Below are 15,169 nucleotides of genomic sequence, written 5' to 3'. Positions count from 1 at the left end.
ATCGGGGTTCGGCGTGCGGCGACGGGGCGGACCAGCAGATTGGTGAGGTGCTCGCGCTCGGAGGGGTCGAGCTGGAGGGCGTGGGCCAGGGCGGCGACGACTTCGGGTGAGGGGGAGCTCGTCCCGGGGGCGAGCATCGTCCACATCAAGCGCACCCGGTCACGGTGGTCGCGTCACCTGTCGACCAGCCATGGGCGAACGGCGAAGCGCCCGGGTCCGTCGGACTGACGGACCCGGGCGCCTGCTCGCCGCGTCGGTGGCGTGGTGGGCGCACGCCGGCGGGCGGCGGGTGGGAGGCGGTGCCCCGCTACGCGGACTTCGTGCGTGTCCCCTCGCCGCCGGCGGCCCTCACCTCATCGCACCTCCTTCGCGTACGGGGCGATGGTGATCCGGTCGATCAGCGGCGCGTGGCGGGAGCGGAGCAGCACGCCGGGGAAGGAGTCCGAGGCGTAGGTGGTGCCGTCGAAGTTCGGCAGTTCCTCGGTGCGGAAGACGATCGTGTTCTGCCCCTTCTTCAAGGTGACCGGGACGGTCAGCTCCCAGAAGTTGTTCTGGTGGAAGGTGTGCGGGAAGGTGACACGCCGTGTCTCGCCGCCGTTGACGGCTATGTCGGCGTGGCGGGCGAGCGGGTCCGGGTTGTAGTGGGTGGCCGGCGACTGCTCGGGGTTGGAGTAGCGGATGCGCAGCGCGTGCGTGCCCGCCTTGTCCGCGGTGACGGTGAACGTGGCGGTGTTGCCGTTGCCCGGGTCGCCGCCGATCCCGGTGATCGCCGTGCCGTCCGTGGCCAGCGAGAGCGGGGTCGACGCGGCGGTGCCGGCGAGCTCGGCGTCCTGAGCCTCGTACGTACGCGTCTTGAGGGTGCCCTTGGTCGGCGTGACCGTCAGTCGGTCGACCAGGGTGGTGTCCGAACCGCCGGTCACCGTCACCTTGTTGACGCCGCCGGACAGGGAGACCGCCACGCTGCCGCCGTTCCTGCCCAGGCGCAGGACGTCCCGGCCGTCGACGGCGACGCGGGCGCCCGAACCCTTCAGGGTGTCGACCGTGAGCGTGGCCTCACGGTCGGCCGGTGAGTAGACCCAGAATGTCGCGGTCCCCTTCTTCGCCAGCCGGGCCGCGCCCGATCCGGTCGCTGGTGTCCTGGTCTGCTTGGGCAGGTCGTAGACGGGGCGTGCTCCGCCGCCCAGCCAGGCCAGTTCGCCCTCGTACACCCGGGTGTTCGCCGATGCCTCGGGGAGGGTGAGGGTGAGCCGGTCGACGATGGCGTCCCCCTTGGTGACACCCTTGCCGTCGGCGCTCTTCGCGGCGAGCGTCAGGGTGTGCTTGCCCTTGGTGAGATGGACCGTGGTGTCGGTGTGGTCCCACACCACCCACTTGTAGCCCAGCGGCAGATACAGCTCCTGTTCGCTGTCCGCCTTGCCGTCCACGCGCAGGAAGACGTTGGTGGGGCCCTGTTCCTTCACTTTGTCGAAGGTGTTGAGGGAGTTGGCGAAGACGCTCAGGTCGTAGGTGCCGTCCTCGGGCACGTCCACGGTGAAGTCGAGGGTGACATCGGAGCCGGTGCGCAGGCCGCCCACGTTGTAGCCGCCGGAGGTGTAGAACTTCGACACGTCGCGCGGGGAGCCCTCCGGACCGTTCTTCGAGTAGTCGGACCCGGTGTGGGCGGCGTCCTCGGCCTCGTACGAGCCCTGCCAGCGCACCGGCGTCGGCTGGGTGCCGCTTGCCTTGCCGGCCGGGCTGAGGACGATCTCGTACGCCGAAGACTCCTTGAGCTGCGGCAGCCCGCCGTCGCCGAAGGCGACGGTGACCGTGCCGTCGTCCGCGATGTCCAGGTTGGTCTCGGTGAGCAGTCCGGGGCCGGAGTTGTCGCCGACCTGTCCGCTCCACTCGATCTCGCGCACCCAGGCATGCACGCGCTTGCCGAACAGTTTCTTCGGGACGCCCGCGAAGGTGATGTGACCCTCGCCGGTGGAGCCGCCGAAGATCAGCCGGGCCTGCTTCTTCTTCTCGTCGAGTGTGGCGACGCCCTGCATGGTGTAGTTCTCGCCGGGGAAGGGCGGGTTCACCTCGACCGTGTGGCCGCTCATCGAGGCGTACGCGTTGAGCAGCCACCACTGGCCGTTGCCGCGGTTGGACTGCACGGCGGAGTCGGAGAGGTTGCCGTCGATGTTCCAGTACGCGATGTCGGCGTCCACCTTGGACTCCTCGATCGCGGACACCCACTGGATCATCTGACCGGGGACGGAGGTGTGGTAGTTGAAGGCGTACTCGTTGATGTTGACCGGGAGTTCGGTGCCCTCACGCGAGGTGCCCTCGAACAGCTCCTTCTCCCAGCCCCGGTACTTGGCGACGCTGTCGCGCACCGCCTCCGGGTGGCTCAGCTCGTGCCAGGTGATGACCTCGGGGAGCGTACCGGCGGCCAGCGTGTGGGCGAGGAAGCCCTTCACCTGGTCGTACAGGACGCTGGTGTTGGGGCCCGCGATCCGGGCGTCCGGCATCCTGTCCTTGATCAGCTTGTGGGCGTCGTCCCAGGCAGCGAAGAAGTCGTCGGGGTCGTTCAGCCAGCTGACCTTGTTGTAGCTCCACTCGCCGGTGCCGAACATGTTGCCCTCGGGCTCGTTGAACGGCACGAAGACGATGTTGTCCTGGTACTCCTTCGGCAGCCGCAGGACCTGGTCGACCTGTGTGGCCAGCTTCTCCTTGTAGAGCTTCAGCTTCTCGGCGGGGGTGTCGCCCGGCCACTGGTACGGGAAGCCGCGGTGGATGTCCGTCATGTAGATGTACACATCACCGTCGGTGGAGTCCGCCAGCGGCTTCACCACCTCCAGCGCGTCGGCGCCCGGGTGCTGCGGACCGTCCTGCGCCTTGGTGGAGACCGTGCGCAGACCCATGCCCTCGATGAGGTTGTTGGTGGGCACGTCCGGTCCGTACACGCCGTAGAGGGTGCCGGAGGCGCCGCCGTGGAACGCGCCGGTGTCCGAGCCCAGGTCGACGGTGAGCTGACCTTCCCGGACCACGGTGACGGTCGCCTTCACCTCCCGTCCGGCCGCGCGTCCGGCCACCGTGAACGTCCCCGGCTCGGCGTACTTCCCAGCGGGTACGGCGTCCCAGGTGATCGGCGTGTCACGGTCGTAGCCGTCGGAGAAGGACGAGCGGACGGCGGCGGGGAGGGACGGAGCGGTCCCGGTCGTCGTACGGACCTCGAACGACGTCTTCGACAGTTCCCGGACGGTCGGCACGTCCTTGACCGTACCCGCCACCTGCTCGGGGTCGAGCGCCGAGTGCCAGACGGCGAAGTCGTCGATCTCCCCCTCGAGCAGCGGGTCCGGCCAGAAGGACTTGCCGATGTAACCGGCGGCGGTGGCCGAACCGTCCAGCAGCTCCTTGGCCTTGATGCCGGTCTTCGCGGAGGAGACGGCCACGCCGTCGAGATAGGTGGTGAGCCGGCCGACCCCGGTGTCGAGGGTGACGGTGACCGTCCGCCACCCGTCCGAGGGAAGCATCGCGTAGCCGCGCACCTGCGCCTCAGCGCCCCCACCGCCGGTGGTCACGGAGGTCTGGAACAGCCCGCTGCCGTTGTACGGGGTGCTGAAGAGGTATTTGGTGGTGTCGGTGCCCAGATCGAAGATCCGTTGCCAGGACGACTTGTCGCCGCTCCACTTCACCCGGGCCGAGACCGTCAGGTCGCTCGCGTCGCCGAGCACCGCACGGGGCAGCCGGACGTACGCGCCGTCGGAGGTGGGCGCCCCGCCGGGCAGGGCCAGCGCCTTGCCGCCGTCCGGGCCCGCGACGGTCCGGGCGGTGGAGCCGTTCACCAGGGTCGCCGTCAGGTCGTTGCCCGAGTTGTCGGCGATCCTGCCGGAGGCGAGGTCGTCCTGGTCGAAGGTGTAGTGGGCGACTGGCTGAGGCGTGTCGGCCGCCTGGGCGGGGACGGCGGGAGCGGCCAGCAGGCCCGCGCCGAGCGTCAGGGCCACGGCGGCCGGAGCTCGGCGCCGGGCAGATCTGTCAGCGGATGGCATGGAGTGCGTCCTCAATCCTTTGAGTAACGGGTCCCGATCGGTTCGCCCCGGTCGACTGCTCGTCCACATGGCGTTACCGGTGGCGAGTCCCGAGGTGACGCGTTGTCGAATCGGTTCGATCAAAAGTGGCCCGGAGGCAAGGGGCCCACCCAGGTGGCGGTGCGGTCGCCCCGCACGCCACGGGCTCCGCCGGAACGAGCCCCGGCCGCCGGAAGGATCACTTCATCGAACCGGTTCGCAGGAAGCTAGCACCGAGGAAATCTCTCAGCAATACCCAGGGCACAAGCGAAGTCCGCGGATCATCCAAATCGCCGTCCTGTGCGAGAAGTGTCGTTTCGGCTGTTGACAGCCGCCCGACTTGTTCCTACGTTCACTTCACGCGAACCGGTTCGACAGCCGGTGGCCGTTGTCTCCTCAGCCCCAGTCCCTACCAGGGTCGGACGCTCTGCCTCGCAGAGGCTTCGAACCGGTTCGAGCAAGGAGTTCCCCGTGAACATCGGTGAGATCGCCCGGCGGGCCGGTGTCTCGCGGAGCACCGTGTCCTATGCGCTGAGCGGCAAGCGCCCCGTGTCGGAGGACACGCGGCGGAAGATCCAGCGGGTCATCGACGAGCTGGGCTATCGGCCCAACGCCAGTGCCCGCGCCCTGGCCAACGGCCGGACGAGCACCATCGGTCTGGTCTTCCCGCCGGCCGGGAACCACTACACGGGGATGCAGCTGGACTTCATCGGCAGCGTGGCCGAGGCCGCCGCGGCCTATGACTACGACGTGCTGCTGTCGCCCAGCGGCGCGGACAGTGACCGTTCGTTCCAGCGGCTGCTGGGGGAGCGGAGGGTCGACGGGGCGATCCTGATGGAGATCAGGCTGGAGGACGACCGGGTCGATCACCTGGCCGAGCTGGACTTCCCCTCCGTCACCATCGGCCGTACCGCTCGTCCCGGGGGCGTCTGGTGGGTGGGCCTGGACCACACCGCGTTGGTGGAGGCGTGCGTCCACCACCTCGCGGACCTCGGCCACCGCAGGGTCGCCTTCGTCAACCGCCCCGAGCAGCTGCTGCGTGCGGGCTACGAGTCCGCACACCGCGGCCTGGACGGCTTCACGAAAGCCGCGGCCGAGCGTGGACTGACCGTGGGGATGTACAACTGCGGTGACGACGCCGCGTCGGGCCAGACGTGCCTGGAGCGGATCCTGCACGACGATCCGGCCACCACGGCCCTGGTCACGCTGAACGAGGCCGCCCTCGGCGGCCTCTACCGGGGGCTGGCCAAGGCGGGCCGCCATGTGCCGCGCGACTTCTCCGTCACCGGAGTCGTGGCCGGCCGGTGGGCGGAGACGGTGACCCCGCAGCTCACGGCGGCGGACGTACCGGCGGAGGAGATGGGCCGTCTGGCCGTCGACCTCCTCGTCGAGCGGCTCGACAACCCCCACGCGCCGGCCAGGCACCACCTGCTCGCACCGCCGATCTCACTGCGGGCCAGCACCGGACCCGTCTTCGGCACCTCCTGAGGCCCCAGGCCCCAGGCCTCGGCCGGAAGGCCGTGCCTCCCACCTCCGTCACACCCCCGACCACGACACACGGGCATCTCCGTCCCGGCGCACGAGCACCCGAATCCCTCACCGACGCCGTTCGGCGTGCTCGGCTCCCCCAGCCACCCCCTCCCACGGCACACCTGTGCCAGAAAACGAAGGATCCGCCATGCACAGCACCTCCAGACGACGCCGTCCGACCGCCGCGGCCCTGACCGTCCTGGCCGTGGCCGTCAGCGCCACCGCCTGCTCCTCCGGATCGGGCGGCTCCGCGTCGAAGGACGCCGACAGCGGCACGTACACCATCTGGGACCCCTACCCGCAGTTCGCCAAGGGCTCGGCCTGGACGAAGCTGCTGGACCAGTGCGGCACCGAAGCGGGCGTGAAGATCAAGAGGACCGGCTTCGACACCAGCGACCTGTCCAACAAGACGCTGCTGGCGGCGCAGCAGGGCAACTCCCCCGACGTCCTCATCGTCGACAACCCGGTTGTCTCGACCCTCGCCGAGGCGGGGGTGCTCACCACGACCGACGACAACAAGCTGGACACCTCGAAGGCGGACCCCAACCTGCTCGCGGCCGGCCAGTCCGGTGGCAAGACCTACGGCACGCCGATCGGCGCCAACACCCTCGCCCTCTATTACAACAAGGACGTCCTGAAGGCGGCCGGGGTGGACGTCGCCTCGGTCAAGGACTGGAAGTCGTTGACGGCGGCGCTGGAGAAGGTGAAGAAGGCAGGGAAGAAGGGCATCACGTTCTCCGCCATAGGCACGGAGGAAGGCAGCTTCCAGTTCCTGCCGTGGTTCTGGGGCTCGGGCGCGCAGCTCACCGACCTCGACTCCGCCGAGAGCGTCTCCGCGCTGTCTCTGTGGAAGGGCTGGCTCGACAAGGGCTACGCCCCCAACTCGGTCATCAACAACACCCAGACCACCAGCTGGCAGGAGTTCGCGAGCGGCGACTACGCGTTCGCCGAGAACGGCACCTGGCAGCTCGCCAATGCCGGGAAGGCCGGCTTCGACTACGGCGTCCTGCCCATCCCCGGCGCGGACGGGGGCAACGCCGCGGCCCCGACCGGCGGCGAGTTCGTCACCATCCCGGTCCAGGACGACGCCGGCCGCTACGCCACCTCCCAGAAGCTGGTCACCTGTCTGACCAGCACCGCCAACCTCTACGACACCGACACCACCCTGTCCTACGTGGCTCCCACCAGCGAGGTGCAGGACAAACAGGTGGCCGCGAACGCCGAACTGAAGCCGTGGGTGGAAGCGGTCAAGGCGGCCAAGGGACGCACCAGTGACGACCTGGGCACCAAGTACCCGAAGATCTCCGAGCAGATGTGGAAGGCCGTCCAGTCCGCGCTCAGCGGTGCCGACTCGCCGAAGAACGCGCTGGCCAAGGCCCAGTCGGCCGTCAAGTAACCAGGGATTCGCGGTCCGCAGATGAACGACACGAAGCAGTCATCGGATCGCCGGTCCGCGCACGACCGGAGCGGGGCGGCCACCGCCGCCCCGTCCCCGGCCCTCGCGCGGGCACGGAGCCGTCCGACCTCCCAGCTGGGGGTCCCCCCGGGCGGAGCCTGGGGGAGGGCCGCCTGGGGATTCCTCGCCCCGGTCACCCTCTACCTCATCCTCTTCTACGCCTATCCGCTCTACCGCAACCTCGACCTCAGCCTGCGGAACTACACCGTCCGCTCCTTCGTCCAGGGCGACGCGCCCTTCACGGGGCTGGAGAACTACCAGAAGGTCCTCGACGACCCGACCTTCGCGCCGGCCCTGCTGCACACCGTCGTCTTCACCGCCGTGTGCCTGGTCTTCCAGTACGCCATCGGTCTGGCGCTCGCGGTCTTCTTCAACCAGCACTTCCGGCTGTCGGCGACCTTGCGGGCCCTGTTCCTGGTGCCCTGGCTGCTGCCGCTGATCGTGTCGGCCTCCACCTGGTCATGGATGCTCAACAGCGACTCCGGCATCGTCAACGCCGCCCTGCACACCGTCGGCATCGACCCGGTCAACTGGCTGACCTCACCGTCCTGGTCGCTGGCCTCGGTGATCATCGCGAACATCTGGATCGGCGTCCCCTTCAACCTGGTGGTGCTCTACAGCGGACTGCAATCCATCCCGGGATCGTTGTACGAGGCCGCGGCCCTGGACGGAGCAAACGCCTGGCAGCGCTTCTGGCGCATCACCTTCCCCCTGCTGCGCCCGGTCTCCGCCATCACGCTGCTGCTGGGCCTCGTCTACACCCTCAAGGTCTTCGACATCATCTGGATCATGACCAAGGGCGGCCCGGCGGACTCGTCCACCACCTTCGCCACCTGGTCCTACCAGCTCGGCTTCGGCAACCTCCTGCCCGCCTTCGGCCCCGGCGCGGCCGTCGGCAACCTGCTCGTCGTCGCGGCCCTGGTGTTCGGCCTAATCTACGTCCGAGTCCAGCGAAAGCAGGCGCTGTCATGAAACCAGGCGCTGTCAGGAAAAAAGGCGCTGCCATGAAAACAGGCGCTGTCAGGAAAACAGGCTGGAAGACGGCCATCGGCCTGCTGCTGACCGGGATCATGCTCTTCCCGGTCTACTGGATGGTCAACGTGTCCCTGACCCCCGACCAGGACATGCGCAAGAGCCCACCGGACCTGTTCCCGACCCACGGCACCCTGGCCGGCTACCGCACCGTCCTCGACGAGCAGCTGCCCTACCTCGGCACCAGCCTCGCCGTCGCCCTCGGTACCGTCGTACTGACCGTGGCCCTGGCCGCGCCCGCCGGCTACGCCCTGGCCAAGCTGCGCCCACGCGGCGGCGGTCTGCTGAGCTTCGTCCTGCTGGCCGCCCAGATGATCCCCGGCATCATCATGGCGATGGGCTTCTACGCCATCTACCTCCAGCTCGGCCTGCTCCAGTCCGTCCCCGGCCTGATCGTCGCCGACTCCACCCTCGCCGTCCCCTTCGCGGTGCTCATCTTCACCGCGTTCATGTCCGGCATCCCCGGCGAACTGCTCCAGGCCGCGCAGGTGGACGGAGCGAGGGCCCTGCGGACCTTCTGGTCGATCGTTCTGCCGATGAGCCGCAACGCCGTCGTCACGGTCTCGTTGTTCGCCTTCCTGTGGTCATGGTCCGACTTCGTGTTCGCCAACACCCTGGTCAACGGCGGCGCCCACGAGCCGATCACTCTCGGCATCTACCACTACATCGGCAACAACAACCAGGAGTGGAACGCCATCATGGCCACCGCCGTCGTCGCTTCCCTACCGGCCGCGGTGATCCTCGTCCTCGCCCAGCGCTATGTGGCGGCCGGTGTGACCACCGGCGCCGTCAAGGACTGAGCCCGCACTCCGCCACGACCACCGGCGCGTTCACGCGCCGGCCGGCGCCCCTGCTCCAGAAACGAGTCACACCGCATGACCGCCGCCCTTCCCGGCCCGACCTTCTCCGTCCATGACATCCCGTTCAGCGCGTACGGATCCTGGTTCGACATCTCGCCCGTGGTGGCGGAGAAGACGTACGCCGAGGACCTCCACCTCGTCTCGCACCAGAACGGCATGCATGGCGTCCTGCGCCTGGTCCCCCTGGACACGGCCAGAGGCGAGCGGGCCGAGACCCGCGTCGAGGCGACACCGGGCCTGCTCGGCTGGACCGGCGAGAGCGGTCGCGTCGAGCTCGCCTACGAGTCGACGGACACCGTACGCCTGCGGGGCGAGGGCCTGGACTTCGCGATCCTCGCTGCCGCGCACACCCTGACCCCGTTCAGTGGCACGTACTTCTTCCGCGACCCGGCGACACACGGGCATGTGTTCACGTCGTACGAGACCGGTCGCCGTTACCGCGTCACCGTGCTGTCCGGCACCATCGCCGAGACGGCCGGAGACCAGGCCCTGGGCCGGTGCGACCGCGGTCTCACCGTGACCGCGCGGGCGGACGGCGTCTGGGAGCTCGCGATCGAGGAACTCGACACCGCCCGCCCGGCCTACGTGTCCTCGACGGTCTTCGACGACCTTGTGGCCAAGGCCCAGGGATCCTTCGCGGACTTCGTGGACGCCGTCGCCCCTTGGCGCTCGGCCGGCACCCCGGCCGCCGAGCTCGCCGCCTACGTCGTCTGGTCGGCGACCGTGGAGGCGAAGGGCCTGGTCACCCGCCCCGGCGTGCTGATGTCCAAGCACTGGATGGACAAGGTCTGGAGCTGGGACCACTGCTTCAACGCCCTCGCCCTGGCCCCGGGTTCACCCGGGCTGGCCATGGATCAGTTCCACCTGCCCTTCGACCACCAGGACGAGAGCGGAGCCCTGCCGGACTCGGTCACCCACTCCGAGGTCCTCCACAACTTCGTCAAACCGCCCATCCACGGCTGGGCCTTCGGCCACCTGCGCCGCAGGCTGCCGACACCCCTCGACCGGGCCGAACTGACCGAGGTGTACGAGCGGCTGGAACGCTGGACGGAGTTCTGGCTCACCGCACGGCGCGCCCCCGGCTCCGCGCTGCCCCACTACCAGCACGGCAACGACAGCGGCTGGGACAACGCCACCACCTTCGACCCGGAACGGGTGGTCGTCACCGCCGATCTCGCCGCCTTTCTCATCCTCCAGCTCCACCAACTGGCCGAAATCGCTGGGGAACTGGGCAAGCGGGACGAGGTCGACCGGTGGAAGCGCACCGCCGAGGAGATCCGGACGGCGCTGCTGGACCAGCTCTGGACCGGGGACAGGTTCGTCGCCCGGTCGGCCGGCACCGGGGAGACCTGGAGCAGCACCAGCCTCCTCGACCTGATGCCCATCGCGCTGGGCGAGCACCTGCCCGCCGAGATCGGCAGCACACTGGCCGACCGCATCAAGGCCCACCTGACCCCGTACGGCCTGGCCACCGAACAGCCCACGTCACCCCACTACCTGGCCGACGGCTACTGGCGCGGCCCGATCTGGGCGCCGTCCACCGTTCTCGTCGAGGACGGCCTGCGCCGCGCCGGTCACCACCGGCTCGCCGACGAGATCAGCGCCCGCTTCCGCGCCCTGTGCGAGGCCCACGGCTTCGCCGAGAACTTCGACGCCCTCACCGGTGAGGGCCTGCGAGACCGCGCCTACACATGGACCGCCGCCGGCTACCTCCTCCTCGCCGAAGCCCACGAACTGCGGCACACCACACCCGCCGCGCACGTCGGCGGCTGACAGACCTCCTGGGCGCTCCGCCGGTCCGCGCCGCCGTCGCCCTTCGTCACCAAGCCGATCCTGGCCGTGCCGGATGGGTTCAAGGCGTTGGCGCGGGTGGTCGAAGACATGTTCGGCCACTCGGTGATCGCCCGACGTCAACCGCACAAGATCCGCAACGTGCGAGACCGGCTGCCGACAAGCCGCGTGCTCTGGTGGAGCGCCGGATGCGCGCCGCCTGCAACGCTGACTCGGCTCTGGCCGCTCTGGCCGCCCAGGCGCGCCGGCAGCCGCGCCAACCCGCCGACCGGCTGCGTAGACGCGCGGGTTGACACCGGCGCGTCGAGACGCAAAAGTAAACCATATGGTTCACCATCAGTTCGCGGCCCTGGGTGACCCGACCCGCCTGGCCATCGTCGAGCGCCTCGCCCGCGGGCCGACGTCCGCCGGTGACCTCGCGGCGCCGACGACGCTCTCGCTGCCCGCCGTGCTCAAGCACGTCCGCGTGCTCGAGGAAGCGGGCCTGGTGACGACCGTCAAGCGCGGCCGCGTGCGCGAGTGCCGGCTGCGCGACGACGCCCTCGTCGCCGTGGCCACGTGGACCGCACAGCAGCAGGCGCTCTGGTCGACCCGGCTGGACGCCCTCGGCACCCTCCTGGAGGACACGTGACCGCCACCCCGCTCCTGTCGTTCGACCTCGAGCGCACCTACCCCGCGTCGCCCGAGCGCGTCTGGGCCGCCTGGACCCGCGCCGACCTGCTGCAGCGCTGGGTCTGCCCCGACCCCGCCTGGCGCGTGTCGACCTGCGAGGTCGACGCCTGCGAGGGCGGGGGCTACCGGCTGCGCTTCGGCCCCCGCCCGGCCGGCGACGCGTACAGCGAGACGGCCACCTTCGCGGTCTTCGAGCCCGTCGAGCGGCTCGTGCTCGACGTGCTCACCGCGGGGGAGGACATGGCCGAGCGCTCCCGCTGCACGGTGCTGCTCCTGCCGGTCGAGGGCGGGACCCGGCTGGAGCTCACGGTCGAGGGCCTGTCGGACGCCCTGACCGCCGAGCACATGCGCGTGGGCTGGACGTGGTGCCTGGAGGGCATCGCCGCGCAGCTCGGCACCGCGGTCTGATCACGCCGTCTCGCACACCAGGCTCTCCACGACGGCCACCTGGCCGCCGGCCACGCCCGGCCGACGACGCCGGCCCCATGACGCCCCAGCACACCGCCCGCCGGCCCAACAGGACTCCGCCCGGCCCCCGGCCTTCGGTTGTGGTCGGCCGTGGGCTATCTCATGATTCACGAAGTCGACGGGCTGCTGTGGACACTGCTTCAAGGCGGCGCACTGACCGGTAGCGACATCGATCGGGTGAAGGGCGCACGACCATCCGGGCGTCGATCGCGTGGCGTGCCGTTGACCGTGGTGCGTGTGGTGTGCCCTGAGATCTTGGGACGGCTCACCCATGAAGGAGATACACGGCATGTTCGGACAATCGCAGGCGTTCAGTGGCTTCGCGGTCGATGACCTTGGCAAGGCCCGCCGGTTCTACGGTGAGACTCTCGGTCTCCAGGTGGAGGAGTCCGGGCAGGGGGACATGAGGATGCTGACCCTCACACTCGGCAGCGGCGCGCGTGTCTTCGTTTACCCGAAGGAGACACACACCCCCGCAACGTTCACGATTCTCAACTTCCCTGTGGACGACATCGAGGCCGCCGCCGGTGAACTGGAGCGGCGCGGCGTGAACCTTGAGCGCTATCCCGGATTCGACCATGACGAGAAGGGCATCGTCCGGATCGGTGACGGCGGCCCCGCGGCGGTCGCGTGGTTCACCGACCCCGCCGGGAACGTTCTCTCCGTGCTCCAGGAGAATTGACGATCGGGGCCAGTTCGAGATTGCTCGGATGTTGCTCTCCGGCTGAAGGAACGGTTCGGATACCCGGCCGTGTGTCGCGTTGCCGGGGAGCCGCTGTGGTTCGAGTGGCGTCCTGGGCGGCGGGCACGCGTGCTGTCGGTGGAGTGCGCGTGCCCACCATGGAGGCGTTGCGGGAGTTCTGAGCGATCAGTGTCACTGCCCAGACCGGGAGATCGGTTCAGGAGAGGTCGAACCGATCGAGGCTCATCACCTTGTCCCACGCGGCCACGAAGTCACGCACGAACTTGTGTCCCGCCTCCTGGGACGCGTAGACCTCCGAGACTGCTCGGAGCTGGGAGTGTGCACCGAAGATGAGGTCGACTCCGGTGGCACTCCACTTGAGCTCGCCTGTGGTGCGATCCCGGCCTTCGAAAACGTTCTCGTCCGAGGCCGACACCTTCCACTCCGTGCCCATGTCGAGCAGATTGACGAAGAAGTCATTGGTCAATGTCTCCGGCCGGTGAGTGAACACGCCGTGTGGGGATCGCTTGAAGGTGGCGTTCAGGACCCGCATGCCGCCGATCAGCACCGTCATCTCGGGAGCGGTGAGTGTCAACAGGTTGGCGCGGTCCAGCAGGAGTGTCTCCGGCGACAACTTCTCTCCCGCCCGGAGGTAGTTCCGGAACCCGTCGGCCCTGGGTTCGAGCACGGCGAACGACTCCACGTCGGTCTGTTCCTGCGAGGCGTCCGTGCGCCCTGGTGCGAACGGGACTGTGATGTCGTAACCAGCGTTCTTCGCGGCTTGCTCGACGGCCGCGCACCCGCCCAGGACGATCAGGTCGGCGAGTGAGACCCTCGTGCCGCCGGCATGGGAGAGGTCGAAGTCCTGCCGGATCTGCTCCAGCTTCTGCAGCACCTCAGCCACCTCGGGCAGGTGGTTGACCTCCCAGTCCCTTTGCGGTGCGAGTCGAATCCGTGCCCCGTTGGCCCCGCCACGCTTGTCGGTGCCGCGGAAGCTCGCTGCCGACGCCCAAGCGGTGGTGACCAGCTGGGAGATGGACAGTCCCGAGGCGACGATCCTGCTCTTGAGAGCAGCGATGTCCTCGTCCACGACGAGTGCGTGATCGACCGCAGGGACGGGATCCTGCCACAGTTGCGGCTCGGGAACCCACGGGCCGAGGTAGCGCGTGACGGGTCCCATGTCGCGGTGCAGCAGCTTGAACCACGCCTTGGCGAACGCCTGCGCGAGCCTGTCCGGGTTCTCGTGGAAGCTCTTCGTGATCGGGCCGTAGACCGGATCCAGCTTCAGCGCGAGGTCCGTCGTCAGCATCATGGGAGCGTGCTTCTTCGACGGATCAAGAGCATCGGGCACCGTGCCCCTGGCCGAAGGATCCGTGGGGGTCCACTGCTTGGCGCCGGCGGGGCTCGTCGTCAGCTCCCAGTCGTACCTGAACAAGTTGTCCAGGTACCCGTTGTCCCACCTGGTCGGCTCGGAGGTCCAAGCGCCCTCCAGCCCACTGGTGAGCGCGTCGGAGCCTTTGCCGCTGCCGTATGTGTTCCGCCAGCCGAGACCCTGCTGCTCGACGGGGGCCGCCTCGGGTTCCGGGCCGATGTACGCGGGATCGACCGCACCATGACACTTGCCGAACGTGTGGCCGCCGACGATGAGCGCAACCGTCTCCTCGTCGTTCATCGCCATGCGCCCGAATGTCTCGCGAATGTCCCGGGCCGCGGCCATCGGATCCGGGTTGCCGCCGGGCCCCTCCGGATTGACGTAGATCAGCCCCATCTGCACGGCACCGAAGGGAGTGGCGAGTTCCCTGTCGCCGCTGTAGCGCTCGTCCCCGAGCCAGATGTCCTCGGGCCCCCAGAAGATCTCCTCGGGTTCCCAGATGTCCTCTCGCCCGAATCCGAACCCGAACGTCTTGAACCCCATCGATTCCATGGCACAGTTACCGGCGAAGACCAGAAGGTCGGCCCAGGAGATTCTCTGGCCGTACTTCTGCTTGACCGGCCAGAGCAAACGACGCGCCTTGTCGAGGCTCGCGTTGTCCGGCCAACTGTTGAGGGGGGCGAAGCGCTGAGCGCCGGAGCCGCCCCCGCCCCGGCCATCGGCGACACGGTACGTGCCCGCGGCGTGCCAACTCATCCGGATGAAGAGCGGTCCGTAGTGGCCGTAGTCGGCAGGCCACCAGTCCTGTGATGCCGTCATCACCTCGAAGACGTCCTGCTTCAGCGCGTCGAGGTCGAGGGTCGCGAACTCTCTCGAGTAGTCGAAGTCCTCGTCCATCGGATTGGAGCGGGACGAGTGCTGGTGGAGAATTTGAAGATCCAGCTGATTCGGCCACCAGTCCCGGTTCGTCCTGGGCCGAGTCGGTGTGGGGGTCGGGGAGGGGATTGCCGGGTTCTCGCTTTCGCTGCCGGACACGTCGTCCTTCTTTCTGTCTCGGTGTTCCATGCACAATCCCGACGATTGTGATGTCGGCGTCCGTAATGGTCGCGCACCGCAGACGGCACCGCTATGAAACACGCAGAGCGCCCCCGCATGACAAACGTGCGAGTAGAGGCTTCTTTTCTGCTCCGAAATCGACTTCGAGCCAGTAGTTGCCGCCCGCCGCCGCTCTGCGACGGTCGGCCTACTACCACGGGGCCGGTGGGCTTACGG

Annotated in this window: 10 protein-coding genes; 8 read left to right on the top strand and 2 right to left on the bottom strand. The window is 68.8% G+C overall.

Features of this window, described 5'->3' with window-relative positions; all coding sequences use genetic code 11:
- Nucleotides 1–353 precede the first annotated feature (353 nt).
- Entirely contained in the window at nucleotides 354–4,016 is a 3,663-nt protein-coding gene (locus tag I8N67_RS38990) for a LamG-like jellyroll fold domain-containing protein (RefSeq protein WP_200309032.1), read from the bottom strand.
- Between the two features lie 489 nt (nucleotides 4,017–4,505).
- Here I8N67_RS38990 and I8N67_RS38985 point away from each other — a divergent pair, with 489 nt between their 5' ends.
- The 8 genes from I8N67_RS38985 (at nucleotide 4,506) to I8N67_RS38950 (ending at nucleotide 12,525) form a co-directional block, all read left to right on the top strand.
- Nucleotides 4,506–5,522 carry a LacI family DNA-binding transcriptional regulator gene (locus tag I8N67_RS38985; RefSeq protein WP_200309031.1) on the top strand — a complete coding sequence of 339 codons (1,017 nt, stop codon included), beginning with the start codon at nucleotides 4,506–4,508 and terminating at the stop codon, nucleotides 5,520–5,522.
- A 190-nt stretch (nucleotides 5,523–5,712) separates the two neighbouring features.
- Nucleotides 5,713–6,960 carry a sugar ABC transporter substrate-binding protein gene (locus tag I8N67_RS38980; RefSeq protein ID WP_200309030.1) on the top strand — a complete coding sequence of 416 codons (1,248 nt, stop codon included), beginning with the start codon at nucleotides 5,713–5,715 and terminating at the stop codon, nucleotides 6,958–6,960.
- Nucleotides 6,961–6,981: 21 nt separating this feature from the next.
- Nucleotides 6,982–7,992: a carbohydrate ABC transporter permease gene (locus tag I8N67_RS38975; RefSeq protein ID WP_200309029.1), complete on the top strand. Its 1,011-nt coding sequence runs from the start codon at nucleotides 6,982–6,984 to the stop codon at nucleotides 7,990–7,992.
- A gap of 32 nt (nucleotides 7,993–8,024) precedes the next feature.
- Entirely contained in the window at nucleotides 8,025–8,852 is an 828-nt protein-coding gene (locus I8N67_RS38970) for a carbohydrate ABC transporter permease (RefSeq protein WP_200309028.1), read from the top strand.
- Nucleotides 8,853–8,927: 75 nt separating this feature from the next.
- Complete coding sequence (locus I8N67_RS38965) at nucleotides 8,928–10,685, top strand: amylo-alpha-1,6-glucosidase (protein WP_200309027.1); 1,758 nt, start codon at nucleotides 8,928–8,930, stop codon at nucleotides 10,683–10,685.
- Nucleotides 10,686–11,028: 343 nt separating this feature from the next.
- Nucleotides 11,029–11,334 (top strand): ArsR/SmtB family transcription factor, encoded by a 306-nt coding sequence (locus tag I8N67_RS38960; protein WP_128379022.1) that lies wholly within the window; start codon nucleotides 11,029–11,031, stop codon nucleotides 11,332–11,334.
- On the top strand, nucleotides 11,331–11,783 hold the full coding sequence (locus tag I8N67_RS38955; protein ID WP_200309026.1) for an SRPBCC family protein: 453 nt from the start codon (nucleotides 11,331–11,333) through the stop codon (nucleotides 11,781–11,783). Before I8N67_RS38960 ends, I8N67_RS38955 begins: the two co-directional genes overlap by 4 nt.
- A gap of 349 nt (nucleotides 11,784–12,132) precedes the next feature.
- Complete coding sequence (locus I8N67_RS38950) at nucleotides 12,133–12,525, top strand: VOC family protein (RefSeq protein WP_200309034.1); 393 nt, start codon at nucleotides 12,133–12,135, stop codon at nucleotides 12,523–12,525.
- A gap of 217 nt (nucleotides 12,526–12,742) precedes the next feature.
- Here the strand turns inward: I8N67_RS38950 and katG are convergent, their stop codons facing one another.
- The gene (katG, locus tag I8N67_RS38945; RefSeq protein WP_200309033.1) at nucleotides 12,743–14,932 is read right to left on the bottom strand and encodes a catalase/peroxidase HPI; all 2,190 of its coding nucleotides are present in this window, start codon (nucleotides 14,930–14,932) and stop codon (nucleotides 12,743–12,745) included.
- Nucleotides 14,933–15,169: the final 237 nt, after the last annotated feature.

This window comes from Streptomyces adelaidensis (genome assembly GCF_016598475.1).
Lineage (GTDB): Bacteria > Actinomycetota > Actinomycetes > Streptomycetales > Streptomycetaceae > Streptomyces > Streptomyces adelaidensis.
This window is presented reverse-complemented; position numbering and strand designations above follow the sequence as displayed.